Source organism: Streptomyces sp. JK94 (assembly GCF_053613315.1).
On sequence record NZ_JBSICH010000057.1, the window covers coordinates 1 to 21508 of the forward strand.

Below are 21508 nucleotides of genomic sequence, written 5' to 3' on the forward strand. Positions count from 1 at the left end.
TGCGCATACGACAACGGCAACCGCTCCGGCCGCTCCCCCACCCCCACCCCCACCGCAGGACGCACCCCCGGCCCCACCGCCCTCTCCAGCCGCGCCGCCAGCCCCGCCACCGTCGGCGTCTCGAAGACGGCGTGCACGGGGATCTCGGCGCCGAGGACGGCGCGGACGCGGGCGACCAGGCGGACGGCGAGCAGCGAGTGGCCGCCGAGGGCGAAGAAGTCGTCGTCCACGCCGACCCGGTCCACGCCCAGGACCTGGGCGAAGACCGAGCAGAGCAGTTCCTCACGGGTGCCCGCGGGGCGGGCGGCCGTGCCGGTGGTGATGCGGCCGGGGGCGGGCAGCGCCGCCCGGTCGAGTTTGCCGTTGACGGACAGCGGCAGCCGGTCCAGGGGCACGAAGGCGGCCGGCACCAGGTGGGCGGGGAGCCGGGCGGCGAGGTGCGCGCGGAGCGCGGCGGGCAGGGTTGCGGCGGCGGCCGGTGCGGCGGGCACGACGTAGGCGACGAGGCGTTTGTCGCCGGGGGCGTCCTCACGGACGACGACCGCAGCGTGGGTGACGCCCTCGTGCTGGGTGAGCCTGGTCTCGATCTCGCCGGGTTCGATGCGGAAGCCGCGGATCTTGACCTGGTCGTCGGCGCGGCCGGTGTACAGCAGCCGGCCGTCGGTGGTACGGCGCACGATGTCGCCGGTGCGGTACATGCGGGTCCCGGCCGCCCCGTAGGGGTCGGCGACGAAGCGTTCGGCGCTCAGGTCCGGCCGGTCGAGGTAGCCGCGGGCCAGGCCCGCGCCCGCGACGTAGAGGTCGCCGTCGACGCCGTCGGGGACGGCGCGCAGGCGGCCGTCCAGGACGTAGAGCCGGACGCCGGGCAGGGGACGGCCGATGGTGGGCGCGTCGCCGGGGCGCAGCGGTCCGTCGGCGGCGGCGACGACGCTGGTCTCGGTGGGGCCGTAGGCGTTGCCGAACCAGCGGCCGGCGCCCCAGCGGTCGACGAGCGCCCGGCCGAGTGCCTCGCCCGCGACCAGCAGGGTGCGCACGGAGGCGAACCGGTGGTCGTCCTCGGCCATGCCGAGGACGGTGGGCGGCAGTTGCAGATGGGTGACGGCGTGCCGCTCGACGACGTCCTCCAGGCCGGCCCCGGGCAGCAGACGGGCGGCGGGGGCGACGACGAGGCAGGCACCGGCGGCGAAGGCCGTCATGATCTCCCAGGTCGCCACGTCGAAGCCGATCGAGGCGAACTGCAGCAGGCGGCTGCCGGCGGTCAGTCCGGGCCAGCGGTACGCGAGGAGGTTGACGGCGCCGGAGTGGGGGACGACGACGCCCTTGGGTGTGCCGGTGGACCCGGAGGTGTAGATGACGTACGCCGGGTGGGCGGGGTGCAGCGGCGTGGTGCGTTCGTCCTGGGTGAGCGGGCCGGCGTCGTGTGCGGCGACGGCGGAGCGTACGTCCGGGTCGTCGACGGCGATCGGGGCCGGGGCGGTCGCGGGGACGGCCGGGGCGTGGGCCGTGGTGGTGAGGACGGCGGCCGGGGCGGCGTCGGCGCACAGGTGGGCGATGCGCTCGGCGGGCTGGTCCGGGTCGACGGGGACGTAGGCGGCACCGGACTTGAGGACCGCGAGGAGGGCGGTGACGAGGTCGGGCGAGCGGTCCATGAGGAGCAGGACGCGGTCCTCGGGGCCGACGCCGCGGCCGGTGAGGTGGCGGGCGAGCCGGTTGGCGCGGGCGTCCAGGTCGCCGTAGTCGAGGTGCTGGTCCTCGAAGGTGAGCGCGCGGGCGTCCGGGGTGGCCGCGGCGCGCTCGGCGAAAAGGTCGGTGAGGGTGGCGGCCAGGTCGGGGCGGCCGGTGTCGTTCCACTCGGTGAGGATGCGGTGCCGTTCGGCGGGCGGCAGTACGTCGAGGTCGGCCAGGGGGGTGTCCGGGGCCTGCTCGAGGGCGCCGGTCACGTGCTCGGTGGTGGCGAGCAGCAGCCGGGTGACGAGATCGGCGTCGATGGCGCCGGCGGCCTGTACGTCGAAGGCGAGCGCGGTGCCGTCGTCGTCGACGGAGACGAGCAGCGGGTAGTTGGTGCGTTCGCGGAAGGCGAGCAGCTCGGTGCCGGGCGGCAGGACCGTGCCGGGGCCGCCGTCGCCGGTGGTGTCGTGGCGGTAGTTGAGGACGCCGGTGAAGAGCGGGGCGGGGGCCCGGACGCCGCTGGCGCGCTGGGCGGTGGCGAGGGAGGCGTGCTCGTGGACGATCAGCCCGGCGAGCTGGTCGTGCATGGCGCGGACGGCCGCGGCCACTCCGGCGCCGGTGGTGCGGGCGCGCACCGGAAGGGTGTTGATGAACAGGCCGGGCACCTGGCCCGCGGCCTCGCCGGCCTGCATCCGGCCGAGGAGGAGGGTGCCGAAGACGACGTCGTCCCGGCCGGACACGGCGGCCAGGACGCGGGACCACACCACGTGCAGGACGGTCGCGGCGCTCACTCCGGCACGCCGGGCCTGCTCGCGCAACCGGGCCGTCACGGCCGGGTCGAGGCCGGTGCGGCGTTCGGTGACGTCGCTGCCGTCGCCGCGCACCTCCAGCACGCCGAAGGGGGCGGTGGGTTCGGTGACGTCGCCGAGCAGCCGGGTGAAGTACGCGGCGTGCTCCTCGGCGGGGACGCCGAGGAGGGCCTGGCCGACGAAGGCGCGGTAGGGGTGCGGAGCGGGCAGGTCGCCGCCGCGGCCGGCGAGGACGGCGGTGGCCTCCCGCAGCACCAGGTCGAGCGTGGTGTGGTCCTGGGTGATGTGGTGCATGCGAACGGCGAGCAGCCAGCGCCCGGTGCCGGGTTCGGCGGCGGTGCGGGCGTCCATCAGCGGGGCGCGGCGCAGGTCGAGCGGCTCGTCGTGGTGGGCCGGCAGCCGTTCCGCGCCGTCCGTGCCGTCGCCGTCCGTGCCGTCGCCGTCCGTGCCGTCGTCGTCCGCCGGTGCGGTCTCGGTGACGGGCAGGGCGGCGTGCCGGTGCACGACCTGCACGGGGTGCGGCAGTCCTTCCCAGGCCAGGGCGGTGCGCAGCACCTCGTGCCGGTCGATGACCTGCGAGAGGGCGTCGAGGAAGGCGTCGAGGCCCTGCCGGGTGCCGAAGCGCAGGACGTAGCGCACCACGTAGGGGTCGTCGCCGGGGCCGGTGCCGCGCTCGGTGTGCAGCCGGTGGTGGAAGAAGAGTCCTTCCTGGAGGGGGCCCAGGGGGTAGATGTCGGCGATGGCGGCCGCGCCGCCGGGCGTGGCGTCGGCGACGGTGCGCAGTTCGGCCTCGGTGAGACCGGCGAGGGGGACCATGTCGGGGGTGAGGCGGGTGGCGCCGGGCGGGACGGTGGCCTCGGGGAGTTCCACCGGTGCGGGCCCCGCGGCGGCGGCGAGCCGGGCGGGGGTCGGGGTGGTGAACAGGGTCCGCATGTCGACGCGGACGCCCCGGTCGCGCAGCCGGTCCAGGAGCCGTACGGCCAGCATGGAGTGGCCGCCGAGGGCGAAGAAGTCGTCGTCGGCGCCGACCTGTGCCACGCCGAGGACATCGGCGAAGACCGCGCAGAGGATCTCCTCGCGCACCGTGGCGGGGCCCCGGCCGCCGCCCGCGTCGCCGTCGGGGGCGGGGGCGGGCAGCGCGGCGCGGTCGAGTTTGCCGTTGGCGGTGAGCGGGAGCCGCTCCAGGGGGACGCAGGCCGCGGGCACCATGTGGGCGGGGAGCAGCGCCGCGGCGTGCTCGCGTACCCGGCGGGCCAGTGCGGCGCCCGCCGCGCCACTCGCGCCGGCCGGGGCGTGGGGCACCACGTAGCCGACGAGGCGGTGGTCGCCGGGGGCGTCCGTGCGCAGGACGACGGCCGCGTCGCCGACCTGGGGGTGGTCGCGCAGGGCCGCCTCCACCTCGCCGGGTTCGATGCGGAAACCGCGGAGTTTCACCTGGTCGTCGGCGCGGCCCAGGTGGGTGAGGGTGCCGTCGGCGGCGCGGCGGGCCCGGTCGCCCGTGCGGTACATGCGGACGCCCGGCTCGAAGGGGCAGGCGACGAACCGGGCGGCGGTCGTGCCGGGCCGGTCCAGGTAGCCGCGGGCCACCCCGGAGCCGGTGACGTACATCTCGCCCGGGACGCCGGGCGGTACCGGCCGCAACGCGTCGTCGAGGACGTACACCCGGGTGTGGTCAAGGGGGCGGCCGACGGGGCTGCCGGAGCCGCCGCCCGCGGCGTGGCCGGGCTCCAGGTCGAGGTGGGTGACGTGCACGGTGGTCTCGGTGATGCCGTACATGTTGACCAGACGCGGGCCGTCGGCGCCGTGGCGGGCGTGCCACTCGGTGAGGCCGGCCGGGTCCAGGGCCTCGCCGCCGAGGACGACGAGCCGCAGCCGGGCGTCGAGTGCGGCGGGGTCCCGCCGGGCGTCGGCGTCGGCCAGCTGCCGGAAGGCGGAGGGGGTCTGGCTGAGGACGGTGACGCCTTCGCGGACCAGCAGGTCACGGAAGTCGGCCGGGGAACGGGAGGTGTCGTGGCCCACGACGACGAGCCGGCCGCCGGTGAGCAGTGCGCCCCACAGTTCCCAGACGGAGAAGTCGAAGGCGTAGGAGTGGAAGCAGGTCCAGACGTCGTCGGCGCCGAAGCAGTAGCGGTCGGCGGCGGCCCGCAGCAGCGTGGTGACCTGGGTGTGGCCGACCACGACGCCCTTGGGGGCACCGGTGGAGCCCGAGGTGTGGATGACGTAGGCCGGGTGGCCGGGCAGCAGGGGCGCGGTGCGTTCCGCGTCGGTGAGCGGGCCGGCGTCCTGGGCGGCGATGGCTTCGCGCAGGCCGGGGTCGTCGAGGACGACGCGGGGCACGTCGGGTCCCGCGGTGGTGCGGGTGGCGAAGCCGGCGGTGGTGAGCAGGAGGGCGGGGGCGGCGTCGGTGAGGAGGGCGTCGATGCGCGCGGCCGGGTAGGCGGGGTCGACCGGCAGGTAGGCGGCGCCCGCCTTCATGACGGCGAGCAGGGCGACGACCAGGCCGGGGGTGCGGTCCAGGGCGACCGCCACGCGGGTCTCGGGCCCCGCGCCTCGGGTGATGAGGTGCCGGGCCAGCCGGTTGGCCTCGGCGTCCAGCTCGGCGTAGGTGAGTGTGGTCGTGCCGTCGGTGACGGCCACCGCGCCGGGCCGGCCGGCGGCCTGCGCGGCGAAGAGCCCCGGCACGGTCGCGGCGCGGGGCGGGGGCGTGGTGTCCCCGGCCGTGGCGAGCAGTGCCCCGTGTTCGGCCGGTGAGAGGAGGTCGACGGCGTGCAGCGGGACGTCCGGGGTGGTTCCGGCCTGCCGCAGCACGCGCAGCAGCCGGTAGGCGACGGACTCGGCGGTGGCGTGGTCGAAGAGGGCGGCGGAGTAGTGCAGTTCGACCCGCTGCCCGGCGGGCCGGCCCGCGTCGTCGAACTCCTCCCGTACCTGGAAGTCGAGGTCGTACTTGACCAGCGGCAGTTCCGCGAAGTCCGCGACGGCCGTCAGACCGGGCAGTTCGACGGGGATCCGCGGGGTGTTGTGCAGGGTGAGGTTGACCTGGAAGAGGGGGTGCCGGGTCAGGGACCTGGCCGGGGCCAGCTCCTCCACGAGCCGTTCGAAGGGCACGTCCTGGTGGTCCATGGCCCGCACGGCGGTGCGTCGCACCCGGTGCAGGACCTCGGTGAAGGCGGGGTCGCCGGAGACGTCGGTGCGCAGCACCAGGGTGTTGACGAAGAACCCGACGAGGTCCTCCAGGTCGGCCTCGTCGCGTCCGGCGAAGGGGCTGCCGACGGGGATGTCGTCGCCGGCGCCGAGCTTGGCGAGGAGGACGGCGAGCGCGGCGTGCCACACCATGAACATGGTGGCGTTCTCGGCCCGGGCCAGGTCGGCGAGCGCGGTGTGCAGGGCGGCCGGCACGTCGAGGCGCACGGTGCCGCCGGCGTGCGCGGAGGCGGCGGGCCGCGGCCGGTCGGTGGGGAGCGCGAGTTCCTCGGGGGCGCCGGCCAGCGCGGTGCGCCAGTGGGCGAGCTGTTCGCTGAGCAGGGACTCCGGGTCGTCGGCGGCGCCGAGCAGTTCGCGCTGCCACATGGTGTAGTCGGCGTACTGCACGGGCAGCGGCGCGAAGCCGGGTTCGGCACCGGCCAGTCGCGCGGTGTAGGCGGCGGAGAGGTCACGCCAGAGCGGGGCCGCCGACCAGCCGTCGGCGGCGATGTGGTGCAGGGCGAGGACCAGCGCCGAGGTGCGGTCGTCGACGGTGAGCAGCCGGGCGTGGAAGGGGATGCCGTGCGCCAGGTCGAAGACGTGCCGGGCGGTGCGGCCGATCTCGGCGTCGAGTTCACCGAGCCGTACCGCGTCCACGGTGAGCAGCTCGGGCAGGTCGCCGACGGGCACGATCTCCTGTACGGGTTCGCCGTCGACCTGCGGGAGCCGGGTCCGCAGTGCCTCGTGGCGGATCACCACGTCCCGCAGGGCGGCCCGCAGCGCGGCCACGTCCGGCCGGCCGGACAGCCGTAGCACCAGGGGGACGGTGTACAGGGCGCTCGGCCCTTCCAGCCGGTCCACGAGCCACAGCCGGCGTTGCGCATACGACGCAGGGATCACGTGCACTCCTCAATGCGGGCTGGGCCGTCTCCATGCCGTCACGCGGGCGCGCTCCGCCTCGTTCGGGCAGTAGCGAGAATGCTGAGGAGCGGGGGGCGCCGGCATCGGTGGGAGCCACAGTTACGAGCGCCGCGGGCGCCGGGACGCCTGGCGGCGGGGCCGGTCACCAGGCTGTCGGCCGCCGTACGTCCGTAACGGCGGCGTTCGTCGTTGCCGCGCCCGGCGGGCCCGCCTAGCGTGCCCGACCACCGTGCCGTGCCCGACCACCGTGCCGTGCCCGACCACCGTGCCGTGCCCGACCACCGTGCCGTGCCGGCCGATGCCCTTCCTCCCCGGGAGAACCATGAAGAACGCCGCCCACGAGGACGATCCGGTCCTCGAACGCTTCCACTTCCTCGTCAACGCCCCGGCCCTGTTCAACGCCGTCACGACCGCCGCCGAGCTGCGGATCTTCCCCTTCCTGTCGGGGAGACCCGGCGCGGGCGCGGAGGAGATCCGGGCGTTCAGCGGGCTGCCCGCGCACCAGCTGCGGGTGCTGCTCCAGGCGGTGTGCGCGACGGGCCTGCTGGAACGCCGGGACGGTGGGTACCACAACTCGGCCGTCGCGGAGGAGCTGCTGGCGGCGGACGGCGCCCCGGACAGCTGGAGTCACATCCTGACCGGCTGGAAGGAGGTCTACTATCCCGCGTTCGCGGACATGACGACGGCGCTGCGGACGGGCACCAACACCGCCCTGGCCGCCCACCCCGGCGACGAGCCGACCCTGTACGGACGGCTGTCCCGCAATCCTCCGCTGGAGGAGGTGTTCCACCGGGCGATGACCGCGTTCACCCTCCGCTCGGTCGACGCGCTGATCGAGCAGCCGGTCTTCGAGGACGTCCGGCACGTCCTCGACGTGGGCGGCGGTGACGGCAGCACCTCGGCGCGGCTGGTGGCCCGCCACCCGCGGCTCAGGACCACGGTGTTCGACATGCCGAGCGTCTCCCGGCTGGCGTCCGGTGCGGAGGCCGCCGCCCATCCCGAGCGGGTGAGCGTGACGCCGGGCGACATCTTCACCGATCCGTTCCCCGAGGGCCCCGACGGCCCCGACGCGGTGCTCTTCAGCCATGTGCTGGAGATCTTCGACGAGGACGCGATCCTGCACCTGATGAAGAAGGCGTACACCGCGCTGCCGGCGGGCGGGAAGGTCATGGTGTACGGCTACAACGTCTCCGACGACGAGACGGAAGGGGTGTTCGGTGCCCGCCTGGGCCTGTACTTCAACGTGCTGGCCAGCGGCCGGGGCATGGCCTACCCGGCGCGTGACTACGAACGGTGGCTGCGCGAGGCCGGGTTCGAGGAGGTCGCGACCGTTTCGGGCCTGCCCTACGAACACGGTCTGAGCCTCGGCGTCAAGCGCGGCTGAGGGCGGAGCGCCAGAGCCAGAGAGCAGGGACCAGAGCCAGAGAGGGGAACGAGGGGGCGGGACGGAAGGTGGCCGGCCCCCCCCCCCTTCGTGTCTGGGTTTCAACTCCGCTCGCAAGGGGGCGCAGGCGGGGGCGCCGGCGGGTGCGCGGGGCCGTGTGCAGGCCGAGCAGGTGCTCGGCCAGGGTGTCCGGGGTGGGGCAGTCGAGGACGGCGGCCGCGCTGATCCGGAGGCCGGTGACCGCGCCGAGCCGGTTGCGCATCCGGGTCGCGGTGAGCGAGTCGAAGCCCATCTCCACGAAGCTGCGCTCCGGGGTGACGGCCTCGTCGGTGTCGTGGCCCAGCACCATGGCGGCGTGCGTGCGTACCAGCCGCAGCATCTCGGCGCCGCGTTCGCCGGCGGGCAGTGCCGCGAGACGGCGTCCGAACTCCTCCGCGTCCTGGGTGTACCGGCCGTCGTCCCGTGCCGTGCCGTCCCCGTGAGCGCTGTGCAGCCCCCGGCGCAGCGCGGGGACCCGGTCGAACAGCCGGCCGAGCGGCCGGGCCCCGGTTTCCGCCGCGACCAGGGCCGCGAGCCGCTCCCAGTCGGCGTCGAAGACGAGGGTGCGGGTCTCCCCGGTACGGACGGCACGGTCCAGCGCCCGCAGCGCGAGCTGCGGGTCCATCGGGACGAGCCCCCCGTCCCGCGCGGTGGCATCGTCCCCGGTACCGCCGGTGTCCGGGCCGGCGGCGGCGGCCCAGGGTCCCCACGCGACAGACGTCACGGGCAGTCCGGCGGCACGGCGTTCCTCGGCCAGGGCGTCCAGGAGGGCGTCGGCGACGGCCCGCTCGGCTCCTCGGGAAGTGCCGACGGCGGCGAGGGAGGAGAGGAGGACGAAGCGGGCGGGTTCGGTCCGTTCGCGGTCGAGGTCGTGCAGGTGCCGGGCCGCTTCGGCGTCGGCCCGCAGCGCCCTGTGCAGCCCGGCGGTGGTCGACCGGCCACGGTCCTGTCCGATGAGGCCCAGCGTCGCGGAGATGTGTACGACGGCGGTCAGCGGACGCGTCTTCGGGATGCCGTCCAGCAGCGCGGCCGCTTCGGTGCGGTCGCCGAGGTCGCGGGGCGCGATGTCGGCGTGCGTGCCGAGGGCGGTGAGTTCGGCGCGGAGCGCGGCGGTGTCCTCGGCGTCGGTGCCGTGCCGCGGAACGAGCAGGAGGTGTGCGACGCCGGCGCGGGCCAGGTGCAGGGCCACTTGCCGACCGGGGGCGCCGGTGACGCCGGTGACACCGGTGACGAGGACGGTGCCGGTACCGGTGGGGGGCCAGGATGTGCCGGAGTCGGTGGCCGAGGCCGGAGCGGCGGAGGGGGCCGGAGGCGCGGTGGGTGTCGGGATGATGCGGCGGGCGAAGACACCGGCGCCGCGGACGGCGATCTCGGGTTCGTCCTCGATACCGTCGCCGCTTCCGGCAGCGGCCAGGACGGCGGCGAGCCGGCCGCCGGTCCACGCGTCGATCCGCTCGGGCAGGTCGACCGTCCCCGTCCCGTACGCGGCGGAGCCGGCGGCTTCGAGGGCGGCGGCGCGGCCGAGCGCCTGTACGGCGAGTTGCTCGGGGTGGATGACGCGCTCGGCGTCGCCGACGGCCGCCGCGGACCGGGTGACGTGCCGGACGGGGAGGCGGCCGCCGCTCTCGTCCAGGACGCGCAGGAGGGCCAGCGTGCGGGCCGCCCCTTGCGGCACGGCGTCGTGCCCGGGGTCGCGTCCGGGGGTGAGGGCCAGCAGGGACAGCACGCCGGCGACGTCCCCGGCCTCGTCGACGGCGGTACGGAACGCCGCTGCGGTCAGGGCGTCGTCGGAACCGGTGACGGGCATGAGGACAGGCCGTAGGCCCGCTCCGGCCAGCGTCGTGACGAGAGCGGTGACCCACTCGTCGGTGGTCCGCTCCGCCGGGACGGCGACGAGCCAGGTCCCGGCCGGTGCCGCGGGCGGCACGGTGACCGTCGTCCAGGTGCTGCGGTGGCGCCAGCCGTCGACGACGGTGTCCGCGCGGCGGCGGCGCCGGTAGGCGGCGAGCAGCGGTCGCAGTGTGGCCGCCGACTCGGCGTCCCCGTGGGCCAGTTCGGCGGCGAGCGCCGCGTCGTCCCCCTCCTCCGCCGCGAGGCCGGGGAGTACGCCGGTCGCCGCCGGGTGCGGGGCGGCGCCGTTCGAGGGCAGCCAGTAGTCGGCGCGCTGGAAGGCGTAGGTCGGCAGGTCGACGGGGCGGTGCGCCTCGTCCGGGGCGGCGAGGACGGCGGACCAGTCGATGTCGGCACCGCGCGTGAAGAGCCGGCCGACCGCCTGGACGACGGCGGTGGCCTCCCCCGTCTCGGCGTGCAGCGTGGGCACGAACTCGGCTTGTGGCGCGCTGTCCTGGCCCAGGGCGGAGAGGACGGCGTCCGGGCCGATCTCCACGAAGGTGGTCACCCCCTGGGCGGCGAGCGCGGCCACCCCGTCGGCGAAGCGGACCGGTTCGCGCACGTGCCGCACCCAGTGTTCCGGCTGCACCGGCCGGTCCGCGGGGAGGAGTTCTCCGGTCAGGTGGGACATGACCGGCACCTCGGGCACGGCACAGGCGAGGCCTGCCACCTCCTCGCGCAGCGGGGCGAGGACGGGTTCCATGAGCGGTGAGTGGAAGGCGTGCGACACCGTCAGCCGCCGGGTCCGCGCACCGCGCTCCCCGAGCCTGGCGACGATCTCGGAGACGGCGTCCGCCGCGCCGGACAGGACCACGGAGTCGGGGCCGTTGACGGCGGCCAGACCCACCTCGTCGGCGCGGTCCGCGAGCAGCGGCTCCACCTCGGCCGCCGGCAGCCGTACGGCGACCATCGCACCGTCTTCGGGGAGGTCCCGCATCAGCCGGCCGCGGGCGGCGAGGAGGGTGCAGGCGTCGGCGAGGGTGAGCGCGCCGGCGACGTGTGCCGCGGTGATCTCGCCGACGGAGTGGCCCGCGACCACGTCGGGACGCAGGCCCCAGGAGGCGAGCAGCCGGTACAGCGCGACCTCGACGGCGAAGAGCCCGCACTGGGCGTGGAGCGTCCCGGTGAGGGTGGCCGCGGCGGCGGCACCGGTGCCGAAGACGATGTCGCGCAGCGGCGGTTCGTCGGGCAGCAGGGCGTCGAAGCGGGCGCAGACGGTGTCGAAGGCGTCGGCGAAGACCGGGTAGGCGCGGTACAGCTCGTGGGCCATGCCCGGACGCTGGCTGCCCTGCCCGGTGAACAGGACCGCCGTGCGCCCGGCCGGTGCACCGCCGGTCGTCAGGCGGGGCGTGGGACGGTCGGCGACGAGCGCCTGCAGTCCCGCCGTGAGGTCCTCGGGCCGCTCGCCGGTGACGACGGCCCGGTGGGCGAAGACCGAGCGGCGGGTCGCGAGCGCGGCGGCCAGCTCGCGCGGGGCGGGCACGGTGCCGGCCGGAAGCCGCCCCAGGTGGGCGAGGAGGCGCCGGGCCTGGTCGCGCAGCGCGGCCGGGGAGCGCCCGGAGAGCACCCAGGGGACGGTACCGCCGACGGCCCCGGCGGTCGGCACACCGGGCGTCGCCGGGCCCCGGGGCTGCTCCTCCGCAGTCTCTTCGGGGGCCTCTTCGATGATGACGTGGGCGTTGGTGCCGCTGATGCCGAAGGAGGACACGCCGGCCCGCCTGGGCCGCTCGGTGGCGGGCCACTGCACGGCGTCCCGCAGCAGTTCGACGTCGCCGCCGGTCCAGTCGACGTGGTCGGAGGGTTCGTCGAGGTGCAGGGAGCGGGGCAGTACGCCGTGCCGCAGCGCCTGCACCATCTTGATGACGCCGGCGGCTCCGGCGGCGGCCTGCGTGTGGCCGATGTTCGACTTCACGGAGCCGAGCCGTACGGGAGCCGCGCCGTCGGCACGCTCGGCGCCGTACGTGGCGAGGACGGCCTGCGCCTCGATCGGGTCGCCGAGCCGGGTGCCGGTGCCGTGCGCCTCCACGGCGTCCACGTCGGCCGCCGTCAGCCGGGCGTCGGCGAGGGCGGCGCGGATGACCCGCTGCTGGGACGGTCCGTTGGGGGCGGAGAGGCCGTTGGAGGCGCCGTCCTGGTTCGTCGCCGTACCGCGTACCAGGGCGAGGACCCGGTGCCCGTTGCGGCGGGCGTCGGAGAGCCGTTCCACCAGCAGGACGCCCGCGCCCTCGGCGAGCGAGGTGCCGTCCGCGGCGGCGGCGAAGGGCTTGCAGCGCCCGTCGGGGGCGAGCCCGCGCTGGCGGCTGAAGCCCATGAGGGCGCCCGGCCCCGGCATCACGGCGACGCCGCCGGCCAGAGCGAGGTCGCACTCGCCGGCGCGCAGCGAGCGTACCGCCATGTGCAGGGCGACGAGGGAGGAGGAACAGGCGGTGTCCACGGTGACGGCCGGGCCTTCGAGACCGAGGACGTACGCGACCCGCCCCGAGACCACGCTGCCGGCGGTGCCGGTGATCAGGTGGCCTTCGGTGCCCTGTCCGGCCTCGTGCAGCCGGGGCCCGTACTCCTGGTAGTGCGAGCCGACGAACACCCCGGTGCGGCTGCCGCGCAGGGTCGCCGGGACGATACCGGCCCGTTCGACCGCCTCCCAGCCGGTCTCCAGGAGCAGCCGCTGCTGGGGATCGGTGGCCAGCGCCTCGACCGGCGAGATCCCGAAGAACTCGGCGTCGAAGCGTCCCGCGTCGTGCAGGAAGCCGCCCTCGCGGACGTAGATGCGGCCGGGGGTGTCGGGGTCGGGGTCGTACAGGGTGTCGAGGTCCCAGCCGCGGTCGGTGGGCAGCGGGCCGATGGCGTCACCGCCGGAGTCGACCAGGTGCCACAAATCTTCGGGGGTGGTGATGCCGCCGGGGTAGCGGCAGGCCATGCCGACGACGGCGACCGGGTCGTCGTCCGGGCCGGTGGCGGTGGCGCCGGGCCGCACCGGTTCCGCGGCGGTCGCGCCGGTGTGGTCCGGGCCGAGGATCTCGTCCAGGAGGTGGCCGGCGAGCGCGGCGCAGCTGGGGTGGTCGAAGGCCAGCGTGGCGGGCAGCCGCAGCCCGGTGGCCGCGCCGAGCCGGTTGCGCAGGTCGACGGCGGTCAGCGAGTCCAGTCCGAGGTCCTTGAACGCGCGTTCGGGCGCGATGGCCTCCGCGTCGGCGTGTCCGAGGACCGTGGTCACCTGGATGCGGACCAGGTCGAGCAGCGTGGCGCGGCGTGCGTCGGGGCGCTGCCCGAGCAGCGACTGCCGCAACGCCGTGGCCCGGCCGACGGTGCCGGCGGCGGCACTCGCGCCGTCGGCGGCCAGGCTGCGGCGCCGTGGTACGGCGGGTTTGCGGACCAGGGCGCGCAGCATGGGGTGGGCGGGTGTGTCGCCGGCCGCGAGTGTGCGGGGGTCGAGCCGGGCGGCCAGGACCGCACTGTCGGCGGACCGCTCCGCCATGTCGAAGAGCCGCAGCCCCTCCTCGTTGGACATCGGCAGCACACCCATCCGCCGCATCCGCGCCAGATCCCCCTCACCGAGATGCCCGGTCATGGCACTGCGTACATCCCACATACCCCACGCCACCGACACCCCCGACAACCCACGCGCCCGCCGGTACGCCGCCAACCCGTCCAGAAACGCATTGCCCGCCGCATAGTTCGCCTGCCCCGCACCCCCCAGCACACCCGCCGCCGACGAGAACAACACGAACATCCCCACACCACCGCCACCAGCCTCCGACACCACCTCATGCAGATTCCACGCCCCCGCCACCTTCGCCGCCAACACCCCCCGCAACCGCTCCGGCGACAACCCCGCCACCATCACGTCATCCAGCACACCCGCCGCATGCACCACCCCCGACACACCACCCGGCAGACCCCCCACCACCTCCGCCAGCGCACCCCGGTCAGCCACATCACACGCCACCACCCGCACCGACGCACCCGCAGCCGACAACTCCCGCACCAAACCGTCCACACCCTCGGCACGCTCCCCCCGACGACTCAGCAACACCAGCCGCCGCACCCCCCGCACCCCCACCAGATGCCGCGCCACCACACCACCCAGCGCCCCCGACCCACCCGACACCAACACCCACCCACCACCGGCACCACCACCGCACGCGGCCACCACCGGCACCGACAACACCAACTTGCCCACATGCCGCGCCCGGCTCATCACAGCGAACGCCTCACCCGCCCGCCGCACATCCCACACCTGCCTCGGCAGCAGCTCCAGCGTCCCGGACTCCAAGAGGTCCACCACTTCGCGCAGCATCTCGCCGAGTCGCTCGGGCGCCACTTCCGCGAGGTCGAAGGCCCGGTACAGCACACCGTCATGAGCGGCGGCGACCTCCTGCGCATCCCGGACGTCCGCCTTGCCCAGCTCCACGAACCGGCCCCCCGGACGCACCAGCCCCAGCGACGCGTCGACGAACACACCCGCCAGCGAATCCACCACCACATCCACCCCAGGCCGAAAGGCATCGGCGAAATCCAGCGTCCGCGACGAGGCGATACGCTCCCCGGGAACACCCAACCCCCGGACCACCGGCCACTTCGCCTCGCTCGCCGTCGCGAACACCTCCGCACCCAGCCACCGCGCCAACTGCACCGCGGCCATACCCACCCCACCCGCGGCGGCGTGCACCAGCACCGACTCACCGGCCCGCACACCCGCCACGTCCACCAACGCGTAATACGCCGTCACGAACGCCACCGGCACCGACGCCGCCTCCACGAACGACCAGTCCCCCGGAATCCCGACCAGCACCCGCTCGTCCACCACGGTGTGTGTGCCGAACCAGTCCGCGCCCAGGCCCATCACCCGGTCGCCGACCACGAGGCCGGTCACCCCCGGACCGGTCTCGGTGACCACACCGGCACCCTCACTGCCCATCCGCGCACTCCCCGCTTCGGGGTAGGTACCCAGCGAGATGAGGACGTCGCGGAAGTTGACGCCGGCGGCGCGGATCGCGACGCGCACCTCGTGGTCGCCCAGCGGGCGGGTCGCCGCGTCCGTGGGGACCGGGGCGACTGCGTCGAGGGCGGCTCCGGGAGTGGTCCGCAGGCGCCAGGCGCCGTCGGGCAGCGTGGGGGTGTCCGGGGCCGGGGCAAGCCGCGGGACGCGTACCTCTCCTCGGCGCAGGGCCAGTTGCTGCTCGCCGGTGGCCAGCGCGGCGGGCAGGGCGGCGTGCGAGGCCGGGTCGTCGTCGAGGTCGGCCAGGACGAACCGGCCGGGGTGTTCGACCTGCGCGGACCGCACCAGACCCCAGACGGGCGCGGTGACCGGCTCCGGTGCGCCCTCGCCGGCTCCGGCGGCCACGGCTCCCCGTGTGACCAGGACCAGCTGGGACCCGGCCGCGGCGAGTGTCTCGTCCGCGAGCCAGGTCCGGACGAGTTCCAGTGCGCGGCCGGCGGCGGACATGGCCTCCTGGGCCGGGTCCGCGCCGCTGCCCCGGTCGACGCCCGCCGACAGGTCCGCCAGCACATACGCGGGGTAGCGGCCGGCGGCCGTCTCGGCGGTGAGGGCGGCCAGGTCCGCGTGGCGCGTCACGGTCCGGCCGTCCGCGAACCCGGAACCGAGGCCGGAGCCGGGACCTGAATCGTGGCCGTCCCGGCCGAGGACCGCGAGAGACACGGGGGACGCGGGGGACGCGGGGGACGCGGGCGCGGCGGCGAAATCGGAGCCGGAGCCGGCCGGGGGCAGTGGGGTCCAGTCCACGCGGTGCAGGGCCCCCTCACCGCCCCCGGTCACGGCGCCGGCTTCCCCCAGAGGTCGGGTCACCAGTGACTCGGCCGAGGCCACCGGCCGGCCGGTGCCGTCCGTCACGAGGACCAACATGCCACCGCCGGGGACCGGCGTGAGCCGCACCCGCAGCACCGAGGCACCGGTGGCGTACAGGGACACACCGGCCCACAGGAACGGCAGCCGTACGGCGGCGGAGTCGTCCGCGCAGGCCGACCAGGCGTGCAGGGCGGCGTCCAGCAACGCCGGGTGCAGGCCGAAGCCGTCGCTGGCGCGGCGCGCCTCGTCCGGCAGGATGACCTCGGCGTAGATCTCCTCGTCGCGGCGCCAGACGGTCGTGAGGCCGCGGAAGGCGGGCCCGTAGGCCAGTCCGGCGGTGGCGAGCCGCTCGTACAGTCCGCCCGTGTCGACCTGGCGGGCGCCGTCGGCCGGGGGCCAGGTGCCGAGCCCGGCGGGCTCGCGGTGTCCGTCGCCCTGCTCGTCGCCGCTCGTGGTGGTGAGGGTGGCGCGGGCGTGCCGGGTCCAGATGCCGTCGGTGCCGCAGGCGTAGACGCTCACGGTCCGGCGGTTGTCGTCCTCCCCCTCGGGGCCGCCGACCGTCACCTGGATGCACAGCGGTGCTCCGTCCGCGGGGAGCACGACCGGTGTTTCGAGGCTCAGTTCGTCGATGCGGTCGCAGCCGACGGCGTCGCCCGCGCGCAGCACCGTCTCGACGAAGGCGGTGCCCGGCACGATCACCCGGTCCCGTACGGTGTGGTCGGCGAGCCAGGGGTGGGTCCGCAGTGACCAGCGGCCGGTGAACAGGTGACCGGCGCAGTCGGGCAGCGGCATCGCCGCTTCGAGGAGCGGGTGTCCGACCGGTTCCATGCCGGTGGCCGCGGCGCCGGCGGTGGTGGCGGGGTCGAGCCAGTGGCGGCGGCGCTGGAAGGCGTAGGTCGGCAGGTCCACGGGGCGGGCGCCGGTGCCGTCGAAGACGCGGGCCCAGTCCACGGGCGCGCCGGCGACGTAGGCCTCGGCGAGGGAGCGGAGCAGCCGGGGTTCGCCACCGTCGTCGCGGCGCAGGGTTCCGACGGCCGCCACGTCGCTGCCGTGGTCCTCGGCGGTCCGCTCGACGCCGGGGGTGAGCACCGGGTGCGGGCTGACCTCGATGAAGTGGCGGAAACCGGCGTCGAGCAGGACGCGGACGGCGTCCTCGAAACGCACCTGGGAACGGAGGTTGCGGTACCAGTAGTCGGCGTCCAGCGTCGTGGTGTCGGTCTGCTCGGCCGTCACGGTGGAGTAGAACGGCACCTCGGACGGGCGCGGGGAGACACCGGACACCGCCTTCTCGACGTCGGCGCGGATCTCCTCCACGTGGGCCGAGTGGGACGCGTAGTCCACGGGGACGCGGCGGGCCCGTACGCCCTCGGCGTCGTAGGCGGCGAGCAGCCGGTCGAGGGCGGCGGTGTCGCCGGAGACCACGAGGTGCGCGGGCCCGTTGACCGCCGCGACGGAGAGGGCGCCGTCGTAGGAGTCGACCACACGCCGTACGTCGTCCACGGGTGCGGCGACGGAGACCATGCCGCCGCGTCCGGCGAGCGCCTTCAGCGCGCGGCTGCGCAGGGCGACCACCCGCGCGCCGTCCTCCAGGCTCAGGGCGCCCGCCACCACCGCGGCGGCGATCTCACCCTGGGAATGTCCCACGACCGCGGCCGGGAGCACGCCGTGGGATTCCCACACCGCGGCGAGGGAGACCATCACCGCCCACAGCGCGGGCTGCACCACGTCGACGCGTTCCGGCGCGGCCCCGTCCTCGGGGCTGTCGCCCAGCGCCGTCAGCAGGGGGACGTCGAGGTAGGGCTCCAGGGCGGCGGCGCACTCCCCCATCCGCTGGGCGAACACCGGTGAGGTGCGCAGCAGTTCCGTTGCCATGCCCGCCCACTGCGACCCCTGTCCGGGGAAGACGAAGACGGGATCGGCGTCGCCGGGGTCCGTGCCGGTGACGAGTCCGGCGGGCTCCGGCTGCTCGCCCGTCGCGTACCGCCGCAGGTGGTGCGCGACGTCGTCGTGGCCGTCGGTGAGGAGCACGGCCCGGTGGTCGAAGGCGGTGCGGGCGGTGGCCAGGGTGAGGCCGATGTCTGCGGGTGTGGGGCCGGGGTGGGGTTCGGTGTGGCCGGGGCGGGGTTCGATGTGGTCGGCGAGTCGGGCGGCCTGGGCCCGCAGGGCCGCCGCGGACTTGGCCGACAGCACCCAGGGCACCGGTGACGGCCCCCGGGCCGGCTGCCGTGCGTCCGGGGTCGCCTCCGGAGGTGTCTCCGGGGGCGTCTGGGACGTCTGGGGCGTCTCAGGGGGCGTCTCCGCCACGGCCGGCGGCTCTTCGACGATGACATGGGCGTTGGTGCCGCTGATGCCGAACGACGACACCCCGGCGCGGCGCGGCCGTTCGCCCCGCGGCCAGGGGACGGAACGGGTGAGGAGGCGCAGGGTGCCGGCCGACCAGTCGACGTGCGGCGACGGTTCGTCGGCGTGCAGCGTGCGCGGCAGCTCCCCGTGCCGCAGGGAGAGTACGGTCTTGATGACCCCGGCCACACCGGCGGCGGCCTGGGAGTGGCCGATGTTCGACTTCACCGAGCCCAGCCACAAGGGTCGTCCGGGGTCCCGTCCTTCACCGTACGTCGCCTGCAGCGCCCCGGCCTCGATCGGGTCGCCGAGCTTCGTGCCCGTGCCGTGCGCCTCCACCGCGTCCACGTCGGAGGTGTCGAGTCCCGCGTCCGCCAGCGCCGCCCGGATCACCCGTCGCTGTGCGGGTCCGTTCGGGGCGGAGAGGCCGCTGCTGGCACCGTCCTGGTTGACGGCGGTGCCACGGACGACGGCGAGGACCCGGTGTCCGTTGCGCCGGGCGTCGGAGAGCCGTTCCAGGCAGAGCACGCCGACGCCCTCCGCCGGGCCGAAGCCGTCGGCGGCGGCGGAGAAGGGCTTGCACCGGCCGTCGGAGGCCAGACCACGCTGCCGGCTGAACCCGATGAAGGTGCCGGGGGTGGGCATGACGGTGGCGCCGCCGGTGAGCGCCAGGTCGCACTCGCCCTGGCGCAGCGAGCGGACGGCCAGGTGCAGGGCGACCAGGGAGGAGGAGCACGCGGTGTCGACGGTGACGGCGGGACCGTGCAGGCCGAGGGTGTAGGAGATGCGGCCGGAGACGACGCTGGTGGTCGTGCCCGTCATCAGATGGCCCTCGATACCGCCGGCGGCGTCCAGGCGCGGCCCGTAGTCGAGGTTGACGGCGCCGACGAACACACCGGCGTCGCGTCCCTTCAGGAGGGCGGGGTCGATCCCGGACCGCTCGACCGCTTCCCAGGACGCTTCGAGGAGCAGCCGCTGCTGGGGGTCCATCGCCTGCGCCTCGCGCGGGGAGATACCGAAGAACTCGGCGTCGAAGTCGCCGGCGTCCGACACGAAGCCGCCTTCGCGCACGTAGGTGCGGCCGGGTTCGTCCGGGTCGGCGTCGTAGAGGGCGTCGGTGTCCCAGCCCCGGTCGTCCGGGAACGGGGTGATGGCGTCGGCACCGTCCCGTACGAGGCCCCACAGGTCCTCGGGGGTGGTGACACCGCCGGGGAAGCGGCAGGCCATGCCGACGATCGCGATCGGTTCGCGGGCCGCGGCCTCGATCTCGCGGAGCCGTCCCCGGGTCTGGTGCAGGTCGGCCGTCACCCGGCGCAGGTAGCCGAGGAGCTTGTCATCTTCCGGCATCGGGGCCTCACATGATCTGGCTGCGGTGGTGGTCAGTGGGAGCCGAACTCCCGGTCGATGAAGTCGAAGAGTTCGTCGGCCTCCGCCGACTCCAGGTGACCGGCCACGTCGTCCGCGCCGGTCTCCTGGACGGGAACTCCGGTGGTGCCGCTCGGCCGGCCCCGACCGGGGTCCCGGTCGACGTCCCGACCGGCGTACGCCTCGTCGGTCGGGGCCGGTGCCAGCGCCTGCTCGAGGTGCCCGGCGAGCCGGGTCGCGTCGGGGTGGTCGAAGACCAGCGTCGCGGGCAGGGGCAGGCCGGTCGCGGTCTTCAGCCGGTTGCGGAGTTCGACGGCGGTGAGCGAGTCGATACCGAGGTCGGAAAAGCCCCGGTCGGCGGGGACGGCGGTGGGCGAGTCGTGCCCCAGCACGGTCGCCGTGTGCTCCCGTACGGCGCGCAGCAGCACCTGGCGCCGCTCGGTCGGGCCGAGTCCGGCGATGCGCCGGGGCAGCGGCGGGCCGTCCGTCCGCCACCCGTTCTCGACGGCGGCGACGGTACGGCGGCGGGGTGTCGCGGGCTTGTGGAGCAGGGCGCGGAGCATGGGCTGGTCCGGTCCGTCGGTCTGGCCGGCCGCGAGTGTGCGGGGGTCGAGCCGGGCGGCCAGGACCGCACTGTCGGCGGACCGCTCCGCCATGTCGAAGAGCCGCAGCCCCTCCTCGTTGGACATCGGCAGCACACCCATCCGCCGCATCCGCGCCAGATCCCCCTCACCGAGATGCCCGGTCATGGCACTGCGTACATCCCACATACCCCACGCCACCGACACCCCCGACAACCCACGCGCCCGCCGGTACGCCGCCAACCCGTCCAGAAACGCATTGCCCGCCGCATAGTTCGCCTGCCCCGCACCCCCCAGCACACCCGCCGCCGACGAGAACAACACGAACATCCCCACACCACCGCCACCAGCCTCCGACACCACCTCATGCAGATTCCACGCCCCCGCCACCTTCGCCGCCAACACCCCCCGCAACCGCTCCGGCGACAACCCCGCCACCATCACGTCATCCAGCACACCCGCCGCATGCACCACCCCCGACACACCACCCGGCAGACCCCCCACCACCTCCGCCAGCGCACCCCGGTCAGCCACATCACACGCCACCACCCGCACCGACGCACCCGCAGCCGACAACTCCCGCACCAAACCGTCCACACCCTCGGCACGCTCCCCCCGACGACTCAGCAACACCAGCCGCCGCACCCCCCGCACCCCCACCAGATGCCGCGCCACCACACCACCCAGCGCCCCCGACCCACCCGACACCAACACCCACCCACCACCGGCACCACCACCGCACGCGGCCACCACCGGCACCGACAACACCAACTTGCCCACATGCCGCGCCCGGCTCATCACAGCGAACGCCTCACCCGCCCGCCGCACATCCCACACCTGCCTCGGCAGCAGCTCCAGCGTCCCGGACTCCAAGAGGTCCACCACTTCGCGCAGCATCTCGCCGAGTCGCTCGGGCGCCACTTCCGCGAGGTCGAAGGCCCGGTACAGCACACCGTCATGAGCGGCGGCGACCTCCTGCGCATCCCGGACGTCCGCCTTGCCCAGCTCCACGAACCGGCCCCCCGGACGCACCAGCCCCAGCGACGCGTCGACGAACACACCCGCCAGCGAATCCACCACCACATCCACCCCAGGCCGAAAGGCATCGGCGAAATCCAGCGTCCGCGACGAGGCGATACGCTCCCCGGGAACACCCAACCCCCGGACCACCGGCCACTTCGCCTCGCTCGCCGTCGCGAACACCTCCGCACCCAGCCACCGCGCCAACTGCACCGCGGCCATACCCACCCCACCCGCGGCGGCGTGCACCAGCACCGACTCACCGGCCCGCACACCCGCCACGTCCACCAACGCGTAATACGCCGTCACGAACGCCACCGGCACCGACGCCGCCTCCACGAACGACCAGTCCCCCGGAATCCCGACCAGCACCCGCTCGTCCACCACGGTGTGTGTGCCGAACCAGTCCGCGCCCAGGCCCATCACCCGGTCGCCGACCACGAGGCCGGTCACCCCCGGACCGGTCTCGGTGACCACACCGGCACCCTCACTGCCCATCCGCGCACTC

The 21508-nt window shown here is 75.2% G+C and carries 4 protein-coding genes; 1 reads left to right on the top strand and 3 read right to left on the bottom strand.

The window, feature by feature from the left end; genetic code table 11:
* The coding region (locus ACVV2G_RS32390; RefSeq protein WP_453846362.1) for an amino acid adenylation domain-containing protein at positions 1-6557 on the bottom strand (6557 nt) is incomplete at its 3' end.
* A gap of 343 nt (positions 6558-6900) precedes the next feature.
* Here ACVV2G_RS32390 and ACVV2G_RS32395 point away from each other — a divergent pair.
* Positions 6901-7962 carry a methyltransferase gene (locus ACVV2G_RS32395; protein ID WP_453846363.1) on the top strand — a complete coding sequence of 354 codons (1062 nt, stop codon included), beginning with the start codon at positions 6901-6903 and terminating at the stop codon, positions 7960-7962.
* Here ACVV2G_RS32395 and ACVV2G_RS32400 read toward each other — a convergent pair.
* Both ACVV2G_RS32400 and ACVV2G_RS32405 read right to left on the bottom strand, forming a co-directional pair.
* Positions 7949-19381: a type I polyketide synthase gene (locus tag ACVV2G_RS32400; protein WP_453846364.1), complete on the bottom strand. Its 11433-nt coding sequence runs from the start codon at positions 19379-19381 to the stop codon at positions 7949-7951. The genes ACVV2G_RS32395 and ACVV2G_RS32400 overlap by 14 nt on opposite strands.
* 32 nt (positions 19382-19413) lie before the next feature.
* On the bottom strand, positions 19414-21508 hold a 2095-nt coding region (locus ACVV2G_RS32405), incomplete at its 5' end, for a type I polyketide synthase (protein WP_453846365.1).